24 protein-coding genes are annotated in these 22741 nt (G+C 61.8%); 14 read left to right on the top strand and 10 right to left on the bottom strand.

Annotated features, from left to right (window positions below; translation table 11 throughout):
- Positions 1-2 precede the first annotated feature (2 nt).
- Genes V3W27_RS02020 through lptM form a run of 4 tightly spaced genes read right to left on the bottom strand, consistent with a single transcriptional unit; the run spans position 3 to position 3006 of the window.
- Complete coding sequence (locus tag V3W27_RS02020) at positions 3-728, bottom strand: DUF484 family protein (protein WP_096796105.1); 726 nt, start codon at positions 726-728, stop codon at positions 3-5.
- Between the two features lie 13 nt (positions 729-741).
- Positions 742-1572: a diaminopimelate epimerase gene (gene dapF, locus V3W27_RS02025; protein WP_027610441.1), complete on the bottom strand. Its 831-nt coding sequence runs from the start codon at positions 1570-1572 to the stop codon at positions 742-744.
- 3 nt (positions 1573-1575) lie between these two features.
- Positions 1576-2823 carry a diaminopimelate decarboxylase gene (lysA, locus tag V3W27_RS02030; protein ID WP_027610442.1) on the bottom strand — a complete coding sequence of 416 codons (1248 nt, stop codon included), beginning with the start codon at positions 2821-2823 and terminating at the stop codon, positions 1576-1578.
- 9 nt (positions 2824-2832) lie between these two features.
- The gene (lptM, locus tag V3W27_RS02035) at positions 2833-3006 is read right to left on the bottom strand and encodes an LPS translocon maturation chaperone LptM (protein WP_007911098.1); all 174 of its coding nucleotides are present in this window, start codon (positions 3004-3006) and stop codon (positions 2833-2835) included.
- Positions 3007-3321: 315 nt separating this feature from the next.
- On the opposite strand from lptM, the gene cyaY reads away from it, so the two are divergent.
- The 3 genes from cyaY to rnk all read left to right on the top strand — a co-directional run bounded on the left by cyaY (position 3322) and on the right by rnk (position 4556).
- Entirely contained in the window at positions 3322-3654 is a 333-nt protein-coding gene (cyaY, locus tag V3W27_RS02040; protein ID WP_047596732.1) for an iron donor protein CyaY, read from the top strand.
- Between the two features lie 4 nt (positions 3655-3658).
- Complete coding sequence (locus tag V3W27_RS02045; RefSeq protein WP_096796106.1) at positions 3659-3877, top strand: DUF1289 domain-containing protein; 219 nt, start codon at positions 3659-3661, stop codon at positions 3875-3877.
- Between the two features lie 259 nt (positions 3878-4136).
- Positions 4137-4556, top strand: coding sequence for a nucleoside diphosphate kinase regulator (gene rnk / locus V3W27_RS02050; protein ID WP_330205804.1), 420 nt, complete (start codon positions 4137-4139; stop codon positions 4554-4556).
- Positions 4557-4562: 6 nt separating this feature from the next.
- Here rnk and V3W27_RS02055 read toward each other — a convergent pair whose 3' ends face one another.
- From V3W27_RS02055 to V3W27_RS02065, 3 genes are all read right to left on the bottom strand, one after another.
- Positions 4563-7406, bottom strand: coding sequence for a class I adenylate cyclase (locus tag V3W27_RS02055; protein ID WP_330205805.1), 2844 nt, complete (start codon positions 7404-7406; stop codon positions 4563-4565).
- Between the two features lie 183 nt (positions 7407-7589).
- Complete coding sequence (locus V3W27_RS02060; protein WP_007964531.1) at positions 7590-7835, bottom strand: TIGR02647 family protein; 246 nt, start codon at positions 7833-7835, stop codon at positions 7590-7592.
- Positions 7836-8094: 259 nt separating this feature from the next.
- Positions 8095-8379: a hypothetical protein gene (locus V3W27_RS02065; protein WP_247267221.1), complete on the bottom strand. Its 285-nt coding sequence runs from the start codon at positions 8377-8379 to the stop codon at positions 8095-8097.
- Positions 8380-8502: 123 nt separating this feature from the next.
- On the opposite strand from V3W27_RS02065, the gene V3W27_RS02070 reads away from it, so the two are divergent.
- Positions 8503-9162 carry a glutathione S-transferase family protein gene (locus V3W27_RS02070; protein ID WP_330205806.1) on the top strand — a complete coding sequence of 220 codons (660 nt, stop codon included), beginning with the start codon at positions 8503-8505 and terminating at the stop codon, positions 9160-9162.
- Between the two features lie 109 nt (positions 9163-9271).
- Here the strand turns inward: V3W27_RS02070 and argH are convergent, their stop codons facing one another.
- Positions 9272-10666 (bottom strand): argininosuccinate lyase, encoded by a 1395-nt coding sequence (gene argH, locus V3W27_RS02075; protein ID WP_027610449.1) that lies wholly within the window; start codon positions 10664-10666, stop codon positions 9272-9274.
- A 472-nt stretch (positions 10667-11138) separates the two neighbouring features.
- Here argH and V3W27_RS02080 point away from each other — a divergent pair, with 472 nt between their 5' ends.
- The 7 genes from V3W27_RS02080 (at position 11139) to rsd (ending at position 17537) form a co-directional block, all read left to right on the top strand.
- Positions 11139-11885, top strand: coding sequence for a LytR/AlgR family response regulator transcription factor (locus V3W27_RS02080; protein ID WP_003229385.1), 747 nt, complete (start codon positions 11139-11141; stop codon positions 11883-11885).
- 137 nt (positions 11886-12022) lie between these two features.
- On the top strand, positions 12023-12964 hold the full coding sequence (hemC, locus tag V3W27_RS02085) for a hydroxymethylbilane synthase (RefSeq protein WP_135296820.1): 942 nt from the start codon (positions 12023-12025) through the stop codon (positions 12962-12964).
- Positions 12961-13728: a uroporphyrinogen-III synthase gene (locus tag V3W27_RS02090; RefSeq protein ID WP_330205807.1), complete on the top strand. Its 768-nt coding sequence runs from the start codon at positions 12961-12963 to the stop codon at positions 13726-13728. The genes hemC and V3W27_RS02090 overlap by 4 nt, the downstream gene beginning before the upstream one ends.
- 16 nt (positions 13729-13744) lie before the next feature.
- Positions 13745-14887 (top strand): uroporphyrinogen-III C-methyltransferase, encoded by a 1143-nt coding sequence (locus V3W27_RS02095; RefSeq protein WP_027610452.1) that lies wholly within the window; start codon positions 13745-13747, stop codon positions 14885-14887.
- Positions 14884-16122, top strand: coding sequence for a heme biosynthesis protein HemY (locus tag V3W27_RS02100; RefSeq protein WP_150370095.1), 1239 nt, complete (start codon positions 14884-14886; stop codon positions 16120-16122). Before V3W27_RS02095 ends, V3W27_RS02100 begins: the two co-directional genes overlap by 4 nt.
- A gap of 218 nt (positions 16123-16340) precedes the next feature.
- Positions 16341-16892, top strand: a complete 552-nt coding sequence (locus V3W27_RS02105; RefSeq protein WP_095137655.1) for a disulfide bond formation protein B — start codon at positions 16341-16343, stop codon at positions 16890-16892.
- A gap of 186 nt (positions 16893-17078) precedes the next feature.
- Positions 17079-17537 carry a sigma D regulator gene (gene rsd / locus V3W27_RS02110; protein WP_330205808.1) on the top strand — a complete coding sequence of 153 codons (459 nt, stop codon included), beginning with the start codon at positions 17079-17081 and terminating at the stop codon, positions 17535-17537.
- A gap of 76 nt (positions 17538-17613) precedes the next feature.
- Here rsd and V3W27_RS02115 read toward each other — a convergent pair whose 3' ends face one another.
- Positions 17614-18279, bottom strand: coding sequence for an FKBP-type peptidyl-prolyl cis-trans isomerase (locus tag V3W27_RS02115; RefSeq protein WP_330205809.1), 666 nt, complete (start codon positions 18277-18279; stop codon positions 17614-17616).
- Positions 18280-18471: 192 nt separating this feature from the next.
- Here V3W27_RS02115 and V3W27_RS02120 point away from each other — a divergent pair, with 192 nt between their 5' ends.
- On the top strand, positions 18472-19620 hold the full coding sequence (locus tag V3W27_RS02120; RefSeq protein WP_330205810.1) for an AlgP family protein: 1149 nt from the start codon (positions 18472-18474) through the stop codon (positions 19618-19620).
- On the opposite strand, the gene V3W27_RS02125 is transcribed toward V3W27_RS02120, so the two are convergent.
- On the bottom strand, positions 19617-20081 hold the full coding sequence (locus V3W27_RS02125) for a TIGR02444 family protein (RefSeq protein WP_027610458.1): 465 nt from the start codon (positions 20079-20081) through the stop codon (positions 19617-19619). The genes V3W27_RS02120 and V3W27_RS02125 overlap by 4 nt on opposite strands.
- Positions 20082-20131: 50 nt before the next feature.
- On the opposite strand from V3W27_RS02125, the gene V3W27_RS02130 reads away from it, so the two are divergent.
- Complete coding sequence (locus V3W27_RS02130; RefSeq protein ID WP_027610459.1) at positions 20132-22042, top strand: ATP-binding cassette domain-containing protein; 1911 nt, start codon at positions 20132-20134, stop codon at positions 22040-22042.
- Positions 22042-22623: a mechanosensitive ion channel family protein gene (locus tag V3W27_RS02135; RefSeq protein ID WP_098966213.1), complete on the top strand. Its 582-nt coding sequence runs from the start codon at positions 22042-22044 to the stop codon at positions 22621-22623. Before V3W27_RS02130 ends, V3W27_RS02135 begins: the two co-directional genes overlap by 1 nt.
- Positions 22624-22741: the final 118 nt, after the last annotated feature.

The following is a 22741-nucleotide window of genomic DNA, read 5'->3' on the forward strand; positions in this document are numbered from 1 at the left end:
GCTCAGCGTACCGAGCGCAGGGGGCTGTTGACCCGTGGCAGCACGCGACCCATGACTTCAGCGATGTAGCTGAGGAACAGCGTACCCACCGAACTCTTGTAGTGCTGCGGATCACGGCTGGCGATCGCCAGAATGCCGTGGATACCTTGATGGCTGACCGCGACTACCGCGGTGGAGCCGATCTGCTTGCGCTGTTCTTCGCCGAACAGGAAGTCCAGCTCATGTTCGCGCAGAGTGCCGCTGACGCTCTTGCCTTCGGTGAGCAGCCCGCCGATCGCGGTTTGCGCGTCGGCATGTGTCACCCAGCGGCCAACCGGTGCCGGGTTGTCGCCGAGCAGGATCAGGCTGACAAAGGGCACCTGAAAGTCCTGGCGCAGGCTGTCTTCGACGCTGATCACCACGTCTTCCAGACTGGCCGCGTCCATCAGCGACAGGATCAGGCGGCGGGTCTTGTCGAACAGCCGGTCGTTGTCGCGGGCGACGTCCATCAACTGCGAGAGGCGGTGGCGCATCTCGATGTTGCGGTCGCGCAGGATGCTCATCTGCCGCTCGACCAGCGAAACGGTGTCACCGCGCTGGTGGGGAATGCGCATGGCGGGCAGCAGTTCTTCGTGCTCGACGAAGAAGTCCGGATGAGCCTCCAGGTATGCGGCAACCGCTGCCGCCTCCAGGCTCTCGGACGCGGATTCGTCGGACTGTCGGGCGGGTACCTGAGGCTTATCGGTCATGGCTTCTGCTCACTCAAAGACGCACTTGTCCTTCGTATACACGCACTGCCGGGCCGGTCATCAGCACCGGGTGGCCAGGGCCTGCCCATTCAATGGACAGACGCCCGCCGGGCAGGTCGATCAACAGCGGCGAATCCATCCACCCCTGGCTGATGGCCGCAACTGCAGCGGCACAAGCGCCGGTGCCGCAGGCCTGGGTTTCCCCGGCCCCGCGTTCCCAGACGCGCAACTGCGCGCGGTTGCGGTCGATGACCTGGATGAAACCGACGTTGACCCGCGCCGGGAAGCGCGGGTGGTGTTCGATTTTCGGCCCCAGTTCATGCACCGGTGCATTGTTGATGTCCTGTACGCGCAGCACCGCATGGGGGTTGCCCATTGACACAGCGGCCAGTTCGACCGTGGTGCCGTCGACTTCCAGCTGATAGCTGCTGGCCTGCGCCGGTGCGTCGAACGGAATGTCCGCCGGCACCAGACGCGGCGCACCCATGTTCACCCCGATCTGGCCGTCGTTACGCACGTCCAGCTCGATGATGCCGCCCTTGGTCTCGACGCGAATCTGCCGCTTGGCCGTCAGACGCTTGTCCAGAACGAAGCGGGCGAAGCAGCGTGCACCGTTGCCGCACTGTTCCACTTCCGAGCCATCGGAGTTGAAGATCCGGTAACGGAAATCCACGTCCGGATTGCTCGGCGCTTCGACGATCAGCAATTGGTCGAAACCGATACCGGTGTGCCGGTCGCCCCATTGCTTGGCGTGCTTGGGCTGAATATGCGCGTGCTGGCTGACCAGGTCGAGAACCATGAAGTCATTGCCCAGGCCGTGCATTTTGGTAAAACGCAGCAGCATGGGTTACTCCGGCAGCAGGCTTTCGCCGGCAAACAGCTCGGCCACGGTTTCGCGGCGGCGCACTTCAAAAACCTGATCACCGTCTACCAACACTTCAGCGGCACGGCCACGGGTGTTGTAGTTGGAACTCATCACGAAGCCGTAGGCCCCGGCCGAATGCACGGCCAGCAGGTCGCCTTCTTCCAGCGCGAGCTCACGATCCTTGGCGAGGAAATCGCCGGTTTCGCAGATCGGGCCGACGATGTCGTATTTGCGCGCAGCGGAGTCACGCGGTTTGACCGCGGTGACGTCCATCCAGGCCTGATACAGCGCCGGGCGGATCAGGTCGTTCATCGCCGCGTCGACGATGGCGAAATCCTTGTGTTCGGTGTGCTTGAGGTACTCGACCTGGGTCAGCAGCACGCCGGCGTTGGCGACGATGAAGCGGCCCGGTTCGAACACCAGCGCCAGGTCACGACCGTTCAGACGCTCGCGCACGGCCTTGATGTAGTCGCCGGCCAGCGGCGGCTCTTCATCGCGATACCGCACGCCCAGGCCACCACCGAGATCGATGTGGCGCAGGTGGATGCCGCAATCGCCGAGGCGGTCGACCAGATCCAGCAAGCGATCGAGGGCATCGAGGAACGGCGGCAGGGTGGTCAGTTGCGAGCCGATGTGGCAGTCGACACCGATCACTTCGAGGTTCGGCAGGTGCGCGGCACGCACGTACACGTCTTCGGCGTCGGCAATGGCGATGCCGAACTTGTTCTCTTTGAGACCGGTGGAAATGTACGGGTGGGTGCCGGCGTCGACGTCCGGGTTCACGCGCAGCGAGACCGGGGCGCGAACACCCAGCTCGGCAGCCACGACTTGCAGGCGCTCGAGTTCGTCGGTGGATTCGACGTTGAAGCAGTGCACGCCGACTTCCAGCGCGCGACGCATGTCGTCACGGGTCTTGCCGACGCCGGAGAACACGATCTTGTCGGCGCTGCCGCCAGCGGCGAGTACACGTTCCAGCTCGCCACGGGAAACGATGTCGAAACCGGCGCCGAGACGGGCCAGGACATTCAGAACCCCGAGGTTGGAGTTGGCTTTGACGGCGTAGCAGACCAGGTGCGGCATGCCGGCCAGCGCGTCGGCGTAGGCCAGATACTGGGCTTCGATGTGCGCGCGCGAATAAACATAGGTGGGCGTGCCGAAGCGGTCGGCGATGGCGGACAGCGCCACACCTTCCGCGAACAGCTCCCCGCCACGGTAGTTAAAAGCGTCCATGGCGATCCCTTATTGGTAAACGTCGTGCTTGTGTGCTTTGGACGGCTGCTTTTGCGAAGACTGGGCTTGCTCGGCCGGGTCCTGATCGTCATCCGGCAGGTACAGCGGGCCTTTTTGACCACAGGCCGAAACGAGGCAGGCAACCGCGACGAGCGCAGCAAGGGAAGAGATCAGGCGCTTCATGGCGAAATCCTTGAAAATGCGTTAATTGCGCCGGAGTATACCGGCCACCCGGCAGCTTGCCTATGCGAGGGGGTTCCCGTCCGGCGGGGCTCTGTGAATACACACAAACCCGTGTGGGAGCGGGCTTGCCCGCGAAGGCGTCGGTCCAGTCGAGAAAAATGCTGGATGTGCCGGCCCCTTCGCGAGCAAGCCCGCTCCCACAAGTGTTGTGTTGGATGTGCCGGCAGGTGCCTGGTCGTTAATCTTTGCAATCGGCCGGAAGCGTCCGTATCTTGCGGCGCTTGAGCCTGAGCCGACATTTTTGAGGTTGCCACAATGAGTTTGTCCGAAGCGCGTTTCCATGATCTGGTCGATGAAACCCAGGAAAAACTGGAAGACATCTTTGATGAAAGCGACCTGGATATCGACCTGGAGAGCTCGGCCGGTGTGCTGACTGTGAAGTTTGAAAACGGCTCGCAACTGATCTTCAGTCGTCAGGAGCCCCTGCGTCAGCTGTGGCTGGCGGCGGTGTCCGGCGGTTTCCACTTCGACTACGACGAAGAGAGCGAGCGCTGGATGTGCGACAAGAGCGAAGAGCAATTGGGCGAAATGCTCGAACGCATCGTCAAGCAGCAGGCCGGCGTCGAATTTGACTTCGAAGGTCTGTGATTTCGTGACTGATAGCGCATCTGTTCGTCCGCCAAAGCCGCTTTACAGCAACATCAGCCCGGCCGTGCCTTCGCCGTGCAGCGGCGTGTGCCGGCTGGATGAACAGAAGGTTTGTCTCGGCTGCTTCCGCCATGTCGAGGATATTCGCGAATGGCGCTCGGCAGACGATCAACGCCGCCGGATCATCTGCCAGCAGGCTGCCGCACGAAAAGCCCTGACTTGACTCGACCTTGTGGTGAGGGGATTTATCCCCGATAGACTGCGCAGCAGTCTCAGAAGCTTGGGGCCGCTGCGCGACCCATCGGGGATAAATCCCCTCGCCACAGGTGTTCTTGCCAGATCAAAAGTGGGTGACTTGTATATTTTTTGAGCTGTGATAGTGTCCGAACACGCCTCAACCCATCGAGGCCTGGTGAAAACCCCGTCTTTTTTGGCGGGGTTTTGCTTTTTTTGTGTGCAGAAGAAAGGAGTCTGCCCGGATCATGACCGCACCTTCCATCACTCTTACCCGTCTGGACGTGCAACGTCTGGAGCGCTTGATCGACAACCTGAATGGGAAAGACCAGGCTGCGCCGGGCGTGATCGCGCTGCAAACCGAACTGGACCGCGCCGATACACTGGTCGGCCACGATGAAGTGCCCGCCGATGTCGTGACGATGAATTCCCGTGTGCACTGCCGCGAAGAGGGCAGTGGCAAGGACTATCACCTGACATTGGTCTATCCCAAGGACGCTAACGCCGACGAAGGCAAGATCTCGATCCTCGCACCGGTCGGCAGCGCGCTACTGGGCCTGAAGGTTGGTCAGCACATCGACTGGCCGGCTCCAGGTGGCAAAACCCTGAAACTGATTTTGCTCGAGGTCGAATCGCAACCGATCAAGGGTGGAGATTTTCCGGAGTAACCCGCCTCAGACCTGTTCGAGCGCCTCGTTCAGGGCGCGCTCCAGGTCGGCCTTGTAGCGCAGATACAAATTGCTTGAACTCTGACCATCACCGAGCAGGCCCGAGAGGTTCAGGTCGGTGATGTAGCAGCGATAGCGCTCGGTCTCGCGGCGCTGCTCGACGATCTCCCGGGCGACCACGTGGAACAGCTGGTCGCCATATTCCAGCTCGCTGAATTCCCGTTGATTGCAATACAAGGTGACCTGCACCTCGCCCGGTGCGGCTTTGCCGACGATCGCCTGCACGTCGTAGAACGGTTTGTTGACCGGTGTCTGCGGCGCCGGTCGTGGTTCGACCCGGCGCGCCCGCCCGGGGCCGGAAGGCAATAGCTGGTAATACAAGGTGTCGAGGCCGACCGCCGGGCTGCCATCCATCGGCAACAGCGCTTCGCGTCGGTACTGGATCGATTGCAGGAAGCGCTGCAGCGGTACCAGCAGGCTCTGTTCATCGTGATACGGCAGATGCTGTTGCCACAGCGCGTTGAACTCATCCAGCACGTACAGCTCGGCCTGTTGTTCGCTGATCCGGTAGAACACCTGAATCGATTCCGGCTGACCCATCGGCAGGATCAACGCGAGGTCGTGATCCTCCAGCGCCATCGGGTCCAGGTGCAGCGGGCTGTAGCGCGGCTGTTCTTCGCCCAGATAATCGAGCAGCGCCGGCAGTGTGGCGAGTGCGACATGGTTGACCTGGCCCGGCACCAGCTCCAGCACGTGATAGTGCTGTTGCACCTGAATCAGGTAGCGGTGATTGAGCTCGCTGAGCAGCAGGGTCTGCGCGGTGTCGATGACTTCTTCCACGCGCCGGGCAATGAACTGCGCGCGGTTGTGGCAGAAGCAGCGCACCTTCAATGACGGCTGCTGCGCGCCGCGCGGCAGATTGTTGAGGTAGTCGCGCAGGCAATCGAGCAGCGCGTGGGGGCCGTCGAAACGGTTGACCAGCACTTCATTCCAGCTGTTGAGTGTGACCTGATCGAGGGTCAGCACAAGGTTTTCGCGCACCCCGGCGTAACTCAGTGAGTCGGTGCGCTCGGTGGTCATCAGGATATTCAGGTCGCGGTGATGCTTGAGCGGATCGATACCGACGTTGACCAGCATCAGCACTTCGCTCGGCACCGCAGCGCGCAGCAGTCGTTCTTCGGCAACGGTCGGCAGGGGCAGGGCGATGCACTGCTGCAGGCTGCCGAGCAGGTTGAACAACTCGAACTCGCTCATATCGCTAGTGCCGGGGTGCAGCGCCAGGCGCGTACTGCTATCGATTACGCCGTTGCGATGGCACCAGGTCAGCAGTTCGAGCAACTCGCGGCTGCGCTTGATCGGCGCGAAGTGCTCCCACTCCAGCGCGTTCAGGCTACCGTTGTACAAACCCCACTGGGTTTGCCCGGGCTCTTTTTTGTTCGGCGATTGCACCAGCGTCAGGGTGTCTTCGGCCAGATCCGGGGCGATGCCGGGATTGATGAATTCGACCTTGTCGGCCTTGCGCTCGAACGCGGCGTACAGGCGACGACCGAGCACGTTCAGGTCGCGCTTGTTGATCAGGCTGACGGTCTGTTCGCTGCGGGCGAACTGGGTCAGGAAGCGGTAGCTGTAATTCAGCTCATTGACCAGGGCGCGGCGTTCGGCGCTGACCTGGCGGACTTTCCACTGGCTGCGGCTGTCGAGCAAGGCCAGTTGCCGCTGATCCCAATGCCATTCGTGCGCCAGGCGCTCCAGCAGCGAACGCTGCCAGCTTTGGGTGCGGCTGTTGCCGGTGAGCTTGCGGTTGACCTTGAGGTACAGCGCGCGCCGCACCAGCTCCAGACGCTCCGGCTCGTTGCGGGCGCAGAGGTATTCCTCGATGCGTCGGTACACCACCATGTACGGATCCAGCTCATCCAGATCCAGCTGATTGGCGAACACGGCCTGCTTGTAGCGCAGGCTCAGACACTGCACTTGCGGGTGTTCGCTGGCGTAGACCTCGGTCAGCAACAGCTTTAGCACTGACTTGTAGGGCGACTCGATGCCCTTGAACAACTGCCACAGGCCGGCACCGATGAACTCGCCCGGCGGAATTGTCGCCAGATGCCCGAGATCAAGCGTCTCGTCGGCGCGAATGAAACGCTTGGACAGCAGAGTGTGGGTGTACAGGTCGTAAGCGCGTTCTTCGTAGACCGGCACCAGCCACCAGATCGGTGTGCGCCCGGCCAGCCAGATCGCGGTGCGATAAAACTCGTCCAGCAACAGATAGTGCTGCGTGCTGCCGCAGTTTTCGGAGCTGAGCTGGGTGTCGCGTTCGCCTTTGACGAAGCGTACCGGGTCGATCAGAAAGAAGTGCGCTTCGGCGCCTTGGGTCGCGGCCCAGGCTTCGAGGAGCTGGCATTTTTTGCGCAGCTCGGCGAGTTCGTTGTCGCTCAGGTCCGGCGCATGGCAGACCCACACGTCCATGTCGCTCTGATCGGCCTGGGCCAGGGTGCCGAGGCTGCCCATCAGAAACAGTCCGTGAATCGGCCGAGGCGGGTTGCTGCCATGGCGCGGCTTGTAGGAGAACGAACGGGTCAGGCGCTGCGCTTCGGTGAGGGCGCTGGCGTCCGGTTCATAGTTGGACAGCCCGGCTGGGGTGCTGCCGGAAACATAGCCCGGCAACAGCGGGTGATTGACGTGGAAGAACAGTGGCAGCAGGGTCAGTACGCCTTGCTGGCGGCTCGACAGACCTTCGAGCGCCCGGCCAAGGCGACCCTCATTGAGCTTGAGAAAGCGCGCGCGCAGCTGGCTGAGCACCTTGCGGTCGATGCCTTCGTCCAGGTCGGGGCGGATTTCATGGGTGCGCGTCATGTCAGCTCAAACCGGCTCGCAGGCTCGGACGAAGAGGGTCTCGGAATGGGAGGCAGTTTAGCCTTTGCGCAGCTGGACTTTTAAGCTGAATTTGTTTTTGACGTCAGATTTTTAGCGATGAGCGATCAAGCGGGCCCGCGGAAATCCCGTGGCAGGAGTTCCCGTGGGCGAAGACGGGAAAAATCAGGCGGTTGCCTGCTCTCTCAGAATGGTCAGCACGGTTTGCACATTTTGCGCGGCATCGCGACCCAGGCTGGTCAGATACCCGCCATCAGGCTGGTCGGTGAGTTCTTTCTCGAAGAGGCGTTTGGCGGCGGCGATATGTTTCGGGGCAGCGGTCTGATGAATTTTCAAACCTTCCTGGGAACTGTCCAGGTTGAAGAGTGCGAGGACTTCCAGTTCGGCAACCAACTCAGGGGTAAGCGACATAAGGACTCCAGACTTTCTAGGAATTGGACGACAGCGCCCCTAAGGTGAACCCGCTTGTGCGGCATGTCCAGTGCTCAGATCAGGGATTTTGTCTTGAGGCGAATTCCAGTGTAGTAGGGGCCGGAGAGATGGCTGGATGGATACGTTACAAACCTTGTGGGAGCGGGCTTGCTCGCGAAGGCGTTGGGTCAGTCGCCCTGTTCGTCGATTGATCCACCGTCTTCGCGAGCAAGCCCGCTCCCACAGGGGAATTGTGCAGTTACTGTTTTTCGGGTGGCAGCTCAGGCAATGCACGCAGCGCGGTTTCATACCACTCGGTATTGAACGCGCGGTCTTCGTCGAGCATCGCGTCGATTTCGTAGGCCAGCACGTGGGCCATCAGATTCAGGATGTCATCACGCTCGTAACCGACCAGCGTCAGCTTGTTGAAGGTTGCCTTGGACGCTGGAGGGTTGTCGCTTTCGATCTGGTTCTCGATCGCTTCGATCAGCGTCGATTCGGTGAACTCTTCTTCATCATTGTCGATGTCAGTCGGCTCGCTCATGGCAGGCTCCTCAAGGAAAGGCGCCAGTTTACCCGCATTCAGCGGCGTGATGCTGCTGGCAGGATCGAGCCCGGCGATCTATAAACAGTGACTGCCTACCCCGCACGGCCTGGAGGCTATGTGATGTTCAAGCTCTACGGATTCGCTGTCAGCAACTACTACAACATGGTCAAGCTGGCGCTGCTGGAAAAGGGCCTGGCGTTCGAAGAAGTCACCTTCTACCCGACGCCGACGCCTGAATCATTGGCGATCAGTCCACGCGGCAAAGTGCCGGTGCTGGGTGTCGAGGCGGGTTTCATCAACGAAACCGCGATCATCCTTGAATACCTCGAGCAGACCCAGAAGGGCACGCCGCTGCTGCCGAGCGATCCATTCGAGCGGGCGCAGGTGCTGGCGATCGCCAAGGAAATCGAGCTGTACATCGAACTGCCGGGCCGCGCCTGCTATGGCGAAGCGTTCTTCGGCTCGCCGGTGCCGGAGGCGATCAAGGAGAAAACCAAAGCCGAGCTGTTGCTGGGTTTCGCGGCGCTGGGCCGCCACGGCAAATTCGCCCCGTACGTGGCGGGCGACAGTTTGAGCATCGCGGATTTGTATTTCCTGTACAGCGTGCCGCTGGCGTGTGCGGTCGGGCAGAAACTGTTCGGGATCGATTTGCTGGCAGAGATGCCGAAAGCCAAGGCGCTGTTGGAGCGGCTTGAGCAGAATTCGCATGTGCGGAAGATTGCGGCGGACAAAGAATTGGCGATGCCGGCGTTTTTGGCGATGATCGCAGCGAAGAAGTAGATCTTGCAGTGTTCTGAAGTCAGCATTCGCGAGCAAGCCCGCTCCCACATTTGGACTGTATTAACAAATCCAGACTGTGGGAGCGGGCTTGCTCGCGAAGCTTTTGACCTTAGCGGCTGGCGATGAGGGCCTGACCGCGAACCACCGCTGCCTTGACCTGCGCCGGCGCAGTCCCGCCGATATGGTCACGGGCATTCACCGAGCCTTCCAGGGTCAGCACGGCGAACACGTCCTGCTCGATCTGGTCGCTGAACTGTCGCAGTTCTTCCAGGCTCATCTCGGCCAGATCCTTGCCGGTGTCGACGCCGTACTTCACCGCGTGACCGACGATTTCGTGGCAGTCACGGAACGGCAGGCCACGGCGTACCAGGTAGTCCGCCAGGTCGGTGGCGGTGGAGAAACCACGCAGGGCCGCTTCACGCATGATCGCGTGTTTCGGTTTGATCGCCGGGATCATGTCGGCAAACGCCCGCAGCGAATCGCGCAGGGTGTCGGCGGCGTCGAACAGCGGCTCCTTGTCTTCCTGGTTGTCCTTGTTGTAGGCCAGTGGCTGGCCTTTCATCAGGGTCAGCAGGCCCATCAGGGCGCCGAATACGCGACCGGTCTTGCCGCGTACCAGCTCCGGCACGTCCGGGTTTTTCTTTTGCGGCATGATCGAGCTGCCGGTGCAGAAGCGGTCCGGCAGATCGATGAACTGGAACTGCGCGCTGGTCCACAGCACCAGCTCTTCGGAGAAACGCGACAGGTGCATCATCGCGATGCTGGCGGCCGAGCAGAATTCGATGGCGAAGTCGCGATCGGAAACGTTGTCCAGCGAGTTGCCGCCCACGGCGTCGAAGCCCAGCAGTTGCGCGGTGTATTCGCGATCGATCGGGTAGGTGGTGCCGGCCAGCGCGGCGCTGCCCAGCGGCATGCGGTTGGTGCGCTTGCGGCAGTCGACCAGACGCTCGTAGTCGCGGCTGAGCATTTCGAACCACGCCAGCATATGGTGGCCGAAGGTCACTGGCTGAGCAGTTTGCAGGTGAGTGAAGCCGGGCATGATGCTCGCCGCTTCACGCTCGGCTTGCTCCAGCAGGCCTTTTTGCAGGCGGGTGATCTCGGCCAGGATCAGGTCGATTTCGTCACGCAGCCACAGACGGATGTCGGTGGCGACCTGGTCGTTGCGGCTGCGCCCGGTGTGCAGTTTCTTGCCGGTGATGCCGATGCGATCGGTCAGGCGTGCTTCGATGTTCATGTGCACGTCTTCGAGGTCGACGCGCCAGTCGAACTGGCCGGCTTCGATTTCGCCCTGAATGGTCTTCAGGCCGTCGATGATGCTGTCGCGCTCGGCATCGGTCAGCACGCCGACCTTGGCCAGCATGGTGGCGTGGGCGATCGAGCCCATGATGTCGTGGCGATACAGGCGCTGGTCGAAGGTGACGGAGGCGGTGAAGCGGGCGACGAAGGCGTCGACGGGTTCACTGAAGCGGCCGCCCCAGGACTGATTGGTCTTGTCAGTGCTCATGAATTCGCTCGTATCGGCTTGAAGAAAGAAGGCGTGAAACGCTGGCGCGGATAATAACAGGGTTGCCAATCCTGTCGCTGACACCGGTCGATACGTTTTTTTCTCATCTGCTCATTCATAGTCGGCGCCGTCTGCGGGGGATTTGCGCAAGGATATTTTTCGATTGAGCAATATCGGCCCGGCAAGCGTCTACAGTTGGACATAAGGGTCGGCGCGACTGCGGATCGCACAAAGGTCCGGACGCCGACTATAAGAAGAGGGGGTGGGTGGTTTTGTCCTTTGGCATACCCCGTGAAAAACGCAGGAAACAGCGGGCTTTGAGCAGTACGACCCGGACACTGGCAAATATTGCTGGCCGACGTACGGCACTTTTTGGCGCTCGGGCTAGTCTTAGCGTGGATCGCGGTGACGGACGTCACTTCACCTGTCTACGCTATCCTTGTGCGAGACTCACGCAGGAATCCAGCGCAATATGAATGTCCTGATCGTTGATGACGAACCACTGGCTCGCGAGCGCCTAAGCCGAATGGTAAGCGAGCTCGAGGGTTATACAGTCCTGGAGCCCAGCGCCACGAATGGCGAAGAGGCGTTGGCGCTGATCGACAGCCACAAGCCGGATATCGTGCTGCTCGATATCCGCATGCCGGGCCTCGATGGCCTGCAGGTCGCTGCCCGTCTGTGCGAACGCGAAACGCCACCGGCCGTGGTGTTTTGCACCGGCCCCGATGAATTTGCCGTGGAAGCCCTGCAGGCCAGCGCCGTGGGCTATGTGGTGAAACCCGTGCGAACCGAACATCTGCATGACGCCCTGAAACGGGCTGAACGTCCCAACCGGGCGCAACTCTCGGCCCTGACCCGTCCCGCCGCCGAAAGCGGTAATGGCCCGCGCAGTCACATCAGCGCCCGCACCCGCAAAGGCATCGAGCTGATCCCGCTGGATCAGGTGGTCTATTTCATTGCCGATCACAAATACGTGACCCTGCGCCATGAAAGCGGCGAGGTGCTGCTGGATGAGCCGCTGAAAGCCCTCGAAGACGAATTCGGCGAGCGTTTTGTGCGTATCCACCGCAACGCGTTGGTCGCCCGTGACCGCATCGAACGTCTGCAACGCACGCCGCTGGGGCATTTCCAGCTGTTCCTCAAAGGCCTCAATGGTGATGCGCTGATCGTCAGTCGTCGACATGTGGCCGGTGTGCGCAAGATGATGCAGGGCCTCTGACGCGGCCTTCGCGCGCGGTTGCACTTTCTTCTACCGGGCATTGCAGGCCAGGGAGGCCACGCCGTTTCTGATTCAAGTCAAAGTGGATTTGGCTGAGCTGTTATTATCCGCCGTATCTATTCAGTACGGATTGATCCATGTCCTCTCGCGAAATCCGCATCGCCACCCGTAAAAGTGCGCTGGCCCTCTGGCAGGCCGAATATGTCAAAGCCCGTCTGGAAGCGGCCCATCCGGGTCTGTTGGTGACGTTGGTGCCCATGGTCAGTCGCGGCGACAAGCTGCTCGACTCGCCGCTGTCGAAAATCGGCGGCAAGGGTCTGTTCGTCAAGGAGCTGGAAACCGCACTGCTGGAAAACGAAGCCGACATCGCCGTGCATTCGATGAAAGACGTGCCGATGGACTTCCCCGAAGGCCTTGGCCTGTTCTGTATCTGCGAACGCGAAGACCCGCGCGATGCTTTCGTTTCCAATACCTACGCCAGCCTTGATGCGCTGCCTGCCGGCGCCATCGTCGGCACCTCCAGCCTGCGGCGACAGGCGCAGTTGCTGACCCGTCGTCCTGATCTGGAAATCCGCTTCCTGCGCGGTAACGTCAACACTCGTCTGGCCAAGCTCGATGCCGGCGAGTACGACGCGATCATCCTCGCGGCGGCCGGGCTGATCCGTCTCGGTTTTGAAGACCGCATCACCTCGGCCATCAGCGTCGATGACAGCCTGCCGGCCGGTGGTCAGGGCGCCGTCGGCATCGAGTGCCGCAGCGCCGACACGCAAATCCACGCCTTGCTCGCGCCGTTGCACCACGCCGACACCGCTTCACGCGTGACCGCTGAACGTGCCCTCAACAAACACTTGAATGGCGGCTGCCAGGTGCCGATCGCTTGCTACGCCGTGCTTGAAGGTGAGCAGTTGTGGTTACGTGGTCTGGTGGGCGAGCCGAGCGGTGGCAAGCTGCTCAGCGCCGAAGCGCGTGCGCCGCGTGCCAATGCCGAAGCGTTGGGCGTGCAGGTCGCTGAAGCGTTGCTCAGTCAGGGTGCCGACGACATTCTCAAAGCGGTGTATGGCGAGGCAGGTCACGAGTGACTGGCTGGCGCCTGCTGCTGACGCGCCCTGCGGATGACTGTGCGGCGCTGGCCGCGGTGTTGGCCGGGCAGGGGATTTCCAGCAGTTGCCTGCCGCTTCTGGACATCGCGCCGCTGCCGGTCTCTGACAAGATACGTCAGGCGCTGGCGCAGCTGCCGGGTTGCAGCGCGGTCATCGTGGTCAGCAAGCCGGCGGCGCGGATTGCGCTTGATCTGCTAGACGCTCATGGGCTTCAGTCGCTGTCGATGCCGTGGTTCAGCGTCGGTGCGGCGACTGCGCAGATTCTTCGCGATCACGGTCTCGATGTGCACTGTCCCGCCGACGGCGATGACAGTGAAGCCCTGCTGCAATTGCCGCGTCTGCGCGAGGCGGTCACAGGGCCCGGCGCGCAGGTGCTGATCCTGCGTGGCGAGGGTGGTCGCGAGCTGCTCGCCGAGCGCCTGCGCGCGCTTGGTGCTAGTGTCGAGTATCTGGAGTTGTATCGGCGTGACCTGCCGGCCTACCCGCCGCAAGAGCTGCCGCGGCGCATTGCAGCGGAACGCTTGAACGGGCTGGTGGTCAGCAGTGGACAGGGTTTCGAGCACTTGCGCCAGATGGCCGGCGATGCCTGGCCGTCAATTGCGCAGTTGCCGTTGTTTGTGCCAAGCCCAAGGGTCGCCGAGCTGGCACGTGCCGCCGGGGCCCGAACAGTTGTGGATTGCCGCGGCGCGAGTGCCGCGGCTTTGCTGACGGCGTTACGGGAGCATCCCGTGCCCGTTCTCTAATGCAAAGGATGGATACGTGAGCGAAACAGCCTTGCCTAAAGATGATGTCCAGCCTGTGATCGATGCCCAGGTTGAAACTCCACCGCCGGCCAAAGAGCCGCGCCGGGGCAACGGACTGGCCATTGTCGCCCTGTTGCTCGGCGCTGCCGGCGTGGCGATCGGTGGCTGGGGTGTCTGGCAGGTGCGTCACCTGCAGAGCAACACCGCACAACAGTCAGGCCAGGTGCAGGCACTGAACGATCAGGCACAGAGCCTCAAGCTCAACGAACAGCGCCTGACCGAGCGCCTCGCGCAACTGCCCGGTGCCGATGAACTCGCCGAGCGCCAGCGTCTGGTGACGCAACTGCAGGGGGATCAGCAGCGCCTCAACCAGCGTCTGGAAACCGTTCTCGGCGCCAGCCGCAAGGACTGGCGTCTGGCCGAGGCCGAGCATCTGCTGCGTCTGGCCAGCCTGCGTCTGTCGGCCTTGCAGGACATCAGCAGCGCCCAGGCGCTGGTGCAGGGTGCCGACGAAATTCTGCGTGAGCAGAACGATCCCGGCTCGTTCGCCGCCCGCGAGCAAGTGGCGAAAACCCTCGTCGCGCTGCGCAGCACCGAGCAGCCGGATCGCACCGGGCTGTTCCTGCGCATCGGTGCCTTGCGTGATCAGGTCATCGAACTGACCGAGCTGGCGCCTGAGTACAAGGATCGCGGCGAGTCGCTGCTGGGCCTGACCGCTGACGGCGATGGCGCCAGCCGCTGGGCGCAGTGGTGGGATCAGGTGTCGCGTTACATCCGCATCGATTTCAATGCCGACAAGAATGTGAAGCCACTGCTGGCCGGGCAGAGCCTGAGTCAGGTGCGCCTTGCCCTGAGTCTCGCGCTGGAGCAGGCGCAATGGGCGGCGCTCAATGGCCAGGCACCGGTCTACACCCAGGCACTGACCGAAGCGCGGGATGTGCTCACGGGCAATTTCAACCCGGACAATCCGCAGAGCAAAATCATGCTCGAACAGGTTGCCGAGCTGAGCAAGCAACCGGTCACCGTCAAGACGCCGGACCTGACCGGCACGCTGAGTGCAGTGCAGGCTTATCTGGAGCGCCGTAACGTCAACGCTGAAGAGTCGGTCAAACCGTTCGCCAAACCTGCCGCCAACACCGCGCAGGAGACCACGCCATGAAACGCCTGTATGTGATCGTGTTTCTGGTGATCGCGGCGACGGCGGCGCTGGGCCTGGCGATTGCCGAGCACTCCGGGTACGTGTTGATTGCCTACAAGAGCTTCCGCTACGAGGCCAGTCTGTGGGCCACGCTGGGCCTGATCGCGGTGTTGTGGCTGCTGATCTGGGGGATCAAGGCCTTGGTCGAGCTGGTCATGGCCTCCAGTGGCGTGGTCAATCCGTGGTCGCGCCGCAACCGCAGCCGGCGGGTGCAGGTGGCCATCGAACACGGGCAGCTGGATCTGGCCGAAGGTCGCTGGGCCAGCGCGCAACGTCATCTGTCTCGCGCCGCCGAGGCCGAGCGCCAGCCGCTGTTGTATTACCTCGGCGCGGCACGCGCGGCCAACGAACAAGGCAAGTACGAAGAGTGTGATCACCTGCTTGAACGTGCGCTGGAGCGCCAGCCGCAGGCCGAATTGGCGATTGCCTTGAGTCATGCGCAGTTGCAGACCGATCGTGGTGATACCGACGGCGCCTTGGTGACCCTGCAGGCGATGCACGAGCGACATCCGCATAACGTGCAGACCTTGCGACAGTTGCAGCGTCTGCATCAGCAGCGCGGCGACTGGTCGGCGGTGATTCGCCTGTTGCCGGAGCTGCGCAAGGACAAGGCTTTGCCTGCGGCCGAACTGGCTGAACTGGAGCGGCGTGCCTGGGGCAACAACCTGTCTCTGGCGGCGCATCGGGACGAGGACGGCAAGGTCGGTCTGCAGTCACTCACTCGTGCCTGGGAGCAATTGACTTCCGCACAGCGTCAGGAGCCGGCGCTGGTGCTGGCTTACGCCGAGCAATTGCGTCAGTTGGGTGCTCAGGTCGAAGCTGAAGAAATCCTGCGCAGTGCCCTCAAGCGCAAGTACGACAGCCATCTCGCGCGTCTGTATGGCCTGGTGCGCGGCAGCGATCCGGCGCGCCAGTTGCAGACCGCCGAAGGTTGGCTCAAGGAACATCCTGCTGACCCGAGCCTGTTGCTGACCCTCGGTCGTCTCTGTCTGCAAGCCAGCTTGTGGGGCAAGGCACGGGATTATCTGGAAAGCAGTCTGCGAGTGCAGCGTAACCCTGAAGCCTGCGCCGAGCTGGCGCGTCTGCTTGCGCAACTGGGTGACACCGAGCGCAGTAACCAGCTGTTCCAGGAAGGTCTCGGATTGCTGGATGAGCGTCTGCTGGCCGCGCCGTTGCCGGTGCCGGTTCACGCCTGATATCGCGAGGGAGCATGCTCCCTCGTTAACGTTCAGTGAGCGAAAAATTACCTGTGGCGGGCGTCTTGGGCAAAGTCCTACAACGGACTACACCTATTCCTCTCGCACCTGTCGGGTTTTCCCTACACTTCTGGTGAACTGTCGCCAAGGCCCCGCCTTGAAAGGCTGACAAGCTTTCCTCTACCGTAACTGCCTGTCTCCACTGTTACGGAAAAGCCATGTCGTTGGCCTGTTCACGCTCCTTGTTTTTCACGGCTTTCACTGCAGGGGCCATGGCCCTGGGAGCTTCCTATTATCTCGAGTATGCGGTCGGGCTGACGCCCTGCAGCCTGTGCCTGGCGCAAAGGTTTTTCATGGCGTTGCTGACGTTCTGTTGCGGGTTGGCGGCGGTCCACGGCCCACGGCGTGTCGGCCTGTCGCTGTACTGGGTCGCCGCGCTTGGCCTGAGCCTGGGCGGGACTACGGCGGCCTGGCGACAGGTGTTGTTGCAGAGTGACCCGTTGATGCAGATGACGAGGTGCGCGCCTGATGCCGAAGCGTTGTTCAGCAACCTGCCGTGGTTGTGTGCAACGTTGCGGATGCTTAGGGGCGGTGTAGATTGCGCAGAAATTTCCTGGACGCTGTTCGATTTGAGCATCCCGGAATGGAGCCTGCTGTTCTTTGTGGCGATGTCGATCCTGGCGGTCTATCAATTGCTGCGGCTGGTCTGGAGCGCTCTGCAGCGACCGCTCAGCGGCGAAGCGTCGCACCGCACGCTGGTCAGGGATTAAACACTTGTATGAACTTTATCTCCTGCGTACCTTGAAGCCATAGGCGTGCGGGCATAATCTGGCCCGCACGTGTCATTGGATTTATGTTGCTCGATGACGCTCTGCCCGGTCGGCCCCCAAGCGATAACAGCCAGAAGAGGGGCGCGGGTGTAGAGCAGCATGACCCACAAGGGAAGAGAGATCGCCATGCTCGAAAGTTGTCAGAATGCTCAGGAACGCTGGGGTGGAGTTCATCTGCTGATCGACCGCTGGTTGCAAGAGCGTGAAGATCTGATCAGTGCCTACGACAAGTTGGGTGACAAACCACAGGCTCTGTCCGAGAACCGTAAACCCTTGCTGGAATTCTGCGGCGTGCTGGTCGATTACGTCTCGGCCGGGCACTTCGAGATCTACGAACAGCTGACCGGTGAAGCCAAGGCGTTCGGTGACACGCGCGGTCTGGAATTGGCCGAGACAATCTACCCGCGCATCGACGTCATCACCGAAAAACTCCTCGCCTTCAACGACCTTTGCGACGAAGGCAAATGCGTTGCGGAGAAATTCAAGGAGCTCGGTGGCCTGCTGCACGAACGCTTCGAACTGGAAGACTGCCTTATTGAAGTGCTGCACACGGCACACAAGGAAGAAGATACCGCTCAGGCCTGATTGGTTTTCTCAGGCAAAAAAAACGCGATGCGCCGAAAGCGCACCGCGTTTTTTTATGCCGGCGAATCGGCGTCGGTCAGCTCGTTGCACCGCGCAATTCGACTTCAAACACTAACGGTGTGAACGGCGCGATCAGATCGCCCGCACCGTCGGCGCCATAGGCCTGATCCGATGGAATCACCAGTCGCCACTTGGCACCCACCGGCATGTTCTGCAGCGCGGAACGCCAGCCGGCTATTACGCTGTCGAGGCTGAACCATTGCGGCTGAGTGTTCTGGTCGAACACCGTGCCATCCGGCAGCCGACCGACATACAGCACCTGGACTTTTCCATCGGGGCCGGCCTTGGCACCGGTGCCCGGTGTCAGCTCGGTCAGCAGGATGCCGTCGGCCAGTTCCTTCACACCCGGTTTGGCTTTTTCGGCGGTGAGAAAACGCTGCTCGTTTTCCATCGCAGCATCACTGGAAGGCAGCGACGCGTGTTCGGCGTTTTGCGATTCGTGATCGGCGAGGATCTGCTCGATCCGCGCTTCGCTCAGGGCCAGCGGCTTGCCTTGATAGGCCTGCTGCAAACCGTCGACCAATGCCTGAATCTGCAATTGCGGCACCTCTTGGCGCAGCCGCTCACCGAGGCTGGCGCCGAGGCTGTAAGCCAGATCGTGAGCATCGTTCGCGGTGGTTTTTTCGTCGGCGTGGGCCACGGAAAAAATCATCCAGAGGGATAAAAAAAGGTAGCGCGACATGGGCACTCTCCGTCCTGAATTGCGGTGGATTATGCCAGCGCGAACGTCTGCAACGGTGAACTGCTTTTGACTTGTTGAAGAACATTTTCGCTTCGTTGCAACGCAACGGTTTCGTTACTGTCAAGATGACCTAGCGGCGGTAACTGCAGAGGTCTAGTATGAGCCGCACTCACGTCAGCCAGGAGGTAAACCATGTCGGCCACCAAGAAGCCTGTAAACACTCCGTTGCACTTACTCCAACAACTCTCGGGCAGCCTGCTCGAGCATTTGGAAAACGCTTGCTCCCAAGCCTTGGCTGATGCTGAAAAACTGCTCGCCAAACTGGAAAAGCAACGCGGCAAGGCGCAAGAAAAACTGCACAAGTCCCGCACCAAATTGCAGGACGCCGCTGCTGCCGGTAAAGCCAAGGCACAGAACAAGGCCAAGGCTGCCGTCAAAGAACTTGAAGACCTGCTCGATGCGTTGAAGGATCGTCAGTCCGACACTCGCGGCTACATTCTGCAACTCAAGCGCGATGCCCAGGAAAGCCTGAAACTGGCCCAAGGTGTCGGCCGGGTGCAAGAGGCCGCCGGCAAAGCGCTGTCCTCCCGCGCCGCCAAACCAGCAGCAGCGCCTGCGAAAAAAGCGCCAGCCAAACCTGCTGCGGCGAAAGCCCCGGCGAAAACTGCTGCGGCCAAACCAGCGGCAAAACCTGCAGCCAAGGCACCGGCTAAAACCGCCGCCAAACCTGCTGCAAAAACCGCAGTGAAAAAACCGGCTGCGGCGAGCGCTGCGAAACCGGCCGCACGTACTGCCGCTGCCAAACCTGCAGCGGCCAAACCGGCTGCCAAGCCAGCAGCAAAACCTGCTGCGCGCAAAGTCGCTCCGGCAAAAACCGCTGCTGCTAAACCAGCTGCCAAAGTAGCGGTAAAACCGGCTGCCAAACCTGCCGCGAAAACCGCTGCGGCAAAACCGGCAGTCAAGACTGCGGCCAAACCAGTCGCGGCAAAACCTGCTGCCAAGGTTGCTGCCAAACCAGCGGCCAAGCCTGCTGCTAAAACCGCTGCCAAACCTGCAGCAGCAAAACCTGCGACCGCTGCAGCCAAGCCTGCCGCCAAACCAGTAGCCGCAAAGCCAGCCGCTAAACCAGCCGCCAAGCCAGCTGCCAAACCTGCCGCGAAAAAACCGGCCGTTGCCAAACCAGCTGCCGCCAAGCCGGCGACTGCACCTGCCGCCAAGCCAGCCGTTCCGGCGCCGGCCGCCGCCGCGCCTGCTCCAGCCGCTTCCACCTCGACCACCACGACGGCGCCAACGCCAGCCGCTGCGTCGAGCGCCAGCAGCAACCCGACCAGCGCTTCCTAAGTGCCGGTTGCCGCGACGCGCAGCACTTGCAGCGCGTCGCGGTTCGGGCTGGCGGCCGATCCCGTCAGACTCTCCAGCCACTCCCCCGACGCTGATGCGTCATCGCGCGGCCAATCCTGCGCAACCTGTTCCAGTTGCCACAGCAGATGCCGTTCGGCTTCCAGCTCCAGCGCCTTCATTTGTGCTCGCAGCCCCTTGAGCACCGGATCTTCCTCGGCCAGGGTTTTCCACTGAGTACGCAACGCACGCAGTGGCTGCACCACCTCCACATCCCACGGCCCCACCAGCGTTTTCAGCTGCTGCACGCGCTGTTCGTCGCAGGCCGCGCCGCGCCGCTCCAGCCATAAACCGCACAGCAGCAGGCAGACATTGGCCCCCGCCGTTTGCAGTTGCAGGCAAGCAGGTTCCACGCCCGGTCGGGCGTAGATGGCAAGGGAAAAGCTCCACAGGTCAGAGGACATCGTGCTACTCGCGCCAGTTGTGAGCGAAGCTGGTAGACTCCGCCGCCATTATGATCCGACTTCAGAACCTGACTTTACAGCGTGGCCCGCAACGTCTGCTAGAAGACGCCGAGCTGACCCTGCACGCCGGCCACAAAGCCGGCCTCATCGGTGCCAACGGCGCCGGCAAATCCAGCCTGTTTGCCTTGCTGCGCGGCGAGTTGCACCCGGACTCGGGCGATTGCCTGCTGCCGGCCGACTGGCGGATCGCGCACATGCGCCAGGAGGTCGACACGCTCGAACGCCTGGCGGTCGACTATGTGCTCGATGGCGACCTGCGTCTACGTGAGGTGCAACGTGACCTCGCCGTGGCCGAAGCGGCCCACGATGGCACGGCTCTGGCCCGCCTGCACGCCGAACTCGACAGCGCCGACGGCTATACCGCCGATGCGCGGGCACGCAAGTTGCTGGCCGGTCTCGGTTTCACCAACGAGCAGATGGATCGTCAGGTAGGAGATTTCTCCGGTGGCTGGCGGATGCGTCTGAACCTGGCGCAGGCCTTGATGTGTCCGTCGGACCTGTTGCTGCTCGACGAACCGACCAACCACCTGGATCTCGACGCGATCATCTGGCTCGAAGAGTGGCTGAAAAGCTATCCGGGCACCTTGCTGTTGATTTCCCACGACCGCGACTTCCTCGATGAAGTGGTCGATCACGTGGCGCATGTCGATCAGCGCAAACTGACCCTGTACCGTGGCGGCTACACTGCGTTCGAACGTGCCCGTGCCGAACGTCTGGCCCAGCAGCAACAGGCCTACGAGAAGCAGCAGGCGCAACGTGCGCACATGGAAAGCTACATCGCCCGCTTCAAGGCTCAGGCCACCAAGGCCCGTCAGGCGCAGAGCCGGATCAAGGCCCTGGAGCGCATGGAAGAGCTGTCGGCGGCCCACGTCGATTCACCGTTCGATTTCGTGTTTCGCGAATCGACCAAGATCTCCAGTCCGCTGATCGACCTGTCCGATGCGCGCCTGGGTTACGGCGACAAAACCATCCTGGAGAAGGTCAAGCTGCAACTGACCCCGGGTGCGCGGATCGGTCTGCTCGGGCCGAACGGTGCCGGTAAATCGACCCTGATCAAGAACCTCGCCGGTGAGCTCGAGCCGCTGGCCGGGCGTCTGACCCGTGGCGAAAACACCGTGGTTGGCTACTTCGCCCAGCATCAGCTCGACTCGCTGGATGCCAAGGCCAGCCCGCTGCTGCACTTGCAGCGTCTGGCGCCGACCGAACGCGAGCAGACCCTGCGCGACTTCCTCGGCGGTTTCGATTTCCGTGGCGCACGCATTGACGAGCCAGTGCTGAATTTCTCCGGTGGCGAGAAAGCGCGTCTGGCGCTGGCATTGATCGCCTGGGAACGGCCGAATCTGTTGCTGCTCGACGAACCGACCAACCACCTCGACCTGGAAATGCGCCTGGCGCTGACCATGGCGCTGCAGGAATTCAGCGGCGCGGTATTGGTGGTGTCTCACGATCGGCACTTGCTCAAGAGCACCACCGACAACTTCTACCTGGTCGCGGACGGCAAGGTAGAAGAGTTCGATGGCGACCTCGAAGACTACGCGCGCTGGCTGGTGGAATACCGTCAACGCAATGCGCCGGTCAGCAACACCCCGGTGAACCCGGACAAGACCGACAAAAAGGCCCAGCGCCAGGCCGCTGCTGCATTGCGTCAGCAACTGGCACCGCACAAGCGCGAGGCCGACAAGCTCGAAGCCGAACTGGGCAAGCTCCACGAAAAACTCGCCAAGGTCGATGCCAGCCTCGGTGACAGCGACATCTACGAGCCGGCGCGCAAGAACGAGTTGCGTGATCTGCTGGCAGAGCAGGCCAAGCTGAAAGTGCGCGAAGCCGAGCTGGAAGAAGCGTGGATGGAGGCACTCGAAACGCTGGAAAGCATGCAGGCGGAGCTGGAGGCGCTGTCCTGATGGAAGCGTTCAAGCTGCCGCTGCCGGCGGTGTGGGTCGAGCCGATCTGGCTCGGCGTGCAGATTCTGCTGATCCTGCTGGCCGGCTACTTCGCTCAACGTGTCGTCGCTCGATTCCTCACCCGCCTGGGCGAGCGCTATCCGTTTCCGCCGCAGTTGCTGATGCCCCTGCGGGGCGGTCTGCGCTGGCTGATCATGGGCAGCGCGCTGATCTTTGTGCTGGAACGCCTCGGGGTGTCGGCCACGGTGCTGTGGACGGCGCTGTCGGGTTTCGTCGCGGTGGCGGCGGTGGCGTTCTTCGCGATGTGGAGTGTGCTGTCGAACCTGCTTTGCGCGATTCTGATCTTCACCGTCGGCCCGTTCCGCCTGGGCGATGTGGTCGAGCTGGTGGACACCACCGACAAGCCGGGTGTCAAAGGCCGGGTGGTGGCGATCAATCTGCTCTACACCACGTTGATCGAAGCCGAGGAGCTCGGGACGGGCAGCGCCATGGTGCAAGTGCCGAACAGCCTGTTCTTCCAGCGTTCGGTGCGGCGCTGGCGTGGCAGCGATGTGTTTCCTTCCAGCGGTTTCGAGAAGTAGTCCTCGGGCGTCTGATCTGACGCCTTCGCGAGCAAGCCCGCTCCCACATTGGATCTGTGATTGACACAAATCCAATGTGGGAGCGGGCTTGCTCGCGAAGAGGCCATCAGCCGCGCCC

This window comes from Pseudomonas sp. AM14(2022) (genome assembly GCF_036346455.1).
GTDB classification, from domain to species: domain Bacteria; phylum Pseudomonadota; class Gammaproteobacteria; order Pseudomonadales; family Pseudomonadaceae; genus Aquipseudomonas; species Aquipseudomonas putida_A.

What these genes read in the sequence shown, in the direction of transcription:
- V3W27_RS02080 (WP_003229385.1), top strand. Translation starts at nt 11,139, where the DNA reads ATGAATGTCCTGATCGTTGATGACGAACCACTGGCTCGCGAGCGCCTA.
- V3W27_RS02060 (WP_007964531.1), bottom strand. Translation starts at nt 7,835, where the DNA reads ATGTCGCTTACCCCTGAGTTGGTTGCCGAACTGGAAGTCCTCGCACTC.
- V3W27_RS02020 (WP_096796105.1), bottom strand. Translation starts at nt 728, where the DNA reads ATGACCGATAAGCCTCAGGTACCCGCCCGACAGTCCGACGAATCCGCG.
- V3W27_RS02105 (WP_095137655.1), top strand. Translation starts at nt 16,341, where the DNA reads ATGTCGTTGGCCTGTTCACGCTCCTTGTTTTTCACGGCTTTCACTGCA.
- argH (WP_027610449.1), bottom strand. Translation starts at nt 10,666, where the DNA reads ATGAGCACTGACAAGACCAATCAGTCCTGGGGCGGCCGCTTCAGTGAA.
- V3W27_RS02065 (WP_247267221.1), bottom strand. Translation starts at nt 8,379, where the DNA reads ATGAGCGAGCCGACTGACATCGACAATGATGAAGAAGAGTTCACCGAA.
- V3W27_RS02070 (WP_330205806.1), top strand. Translation starts at nt 8,503, where the DNA reads ATGTTCAAGCTCTACGGATTCGCTGTCAGCAACTACTACAACATGGTC.
- lysA (WP_027610442.1), bottom strand. Translation starts at nt 2,823, where the DNA reads ATGGACGCTTTTAACTACCGTGGCGGGGAGCTGTTCGCGGAAGGTGTG.
- V3W27_RS02115 (WP_330205809.1), bottom strand. Translation starts at nt 18,279, where the DNA reads ATGTCGCGCTACCTTTTTTTATCCCTCTGGATGATTTTTTCCGTGGCC.
- V3W27_RS02130 (WP_027610459.1), top strand. Translation starts at nt 20,132, where the DNA reads ATGATCCGACTTCAGAACCTGACTTTACAGCGTGGCCCGCAACGTCTG.
- V3W27_RS02120 (WP_330205810.1), top strand. Translation starts at nt 18,472, where the DNA reads ATGTCGGCCACCAAGAAGCCTGTAAACACTCCGTTGCACTTACTCCAA.
- V3W27_RS02135 (WP_098966213.1), top strand. Translation starts at nt 22,042, where the DNA reads ATGGAAGCGTTCAAGCTGCCGCTGCCGGCGGTGTGGGTCGAGCCGATC.
- V3W27_RS02055 (WP_330205805.1), bottom strand. Translation starts at nt 7,406, where the DNA reads ATGACGCGCACCCATGAAATCCGCCCCGACCTGGACGAAGGCATCGAC.
- cyaY (WP_047596732.1), top strand. Translation starts at nt 3,322, where the DNA reads ATGAGTTTGTCCGAAGCGCGTTTCCATGATCTGGTCGATGAAACCCAG.
- V3W27_RS02125 (WP_027610458.1), bottom strand. Translation starts at nt 20,081, where the DNA reads ATGTCCTCTGACCTGTGGAGCTTTTCCCTTGCCATCTACGCCCGACCG.
- V3W27_RS02100 (WP_150370095.1), top strand. Translation starts at nt 14,884, where the DNA reads ATGAAACGCCTGTATGTGATCGTGTTTCTGGTGATCGCGGCGACGGCG.
- rnk (WP_330205804.1), top strand. Translation starts at nt 4,137, where the DNA reads ATGACCGCACCTTCCATCACTCTTACCCGTCTGGACGTGCAACGTCTG.
- rsd (WP_330205808.1), top strand. Translation starts at nt 17,079, where the DNA reads ATGCTCGAAAGTTGTCAGAATGCTCAGGAACGCTGGGGTGGAGTTCAT.
- dapF (WP_027610441.1), bottom strand. Translation starts at nt 1,572, where the DNA reads ATGCTGCTGCGTTTTACCAAAATGCACGGCCTGGGCAATGACTTCATG.
- hemC (WP_135296820.1), top strand. Translation starts at nt 12,023, where the DNA reads ATGTCCTCTCGCGAAATCCGCATCGCCACCCGTAAAAGTGCGCTGGCC.
- lptM (WP_007911098.1), bottom strand. Translation starts at nt 3,006, where the DNA reads ATGAAGCGCCTGATCTCTTCCCTTGCTGCGCTCGTCGCGGTTGCCTGC.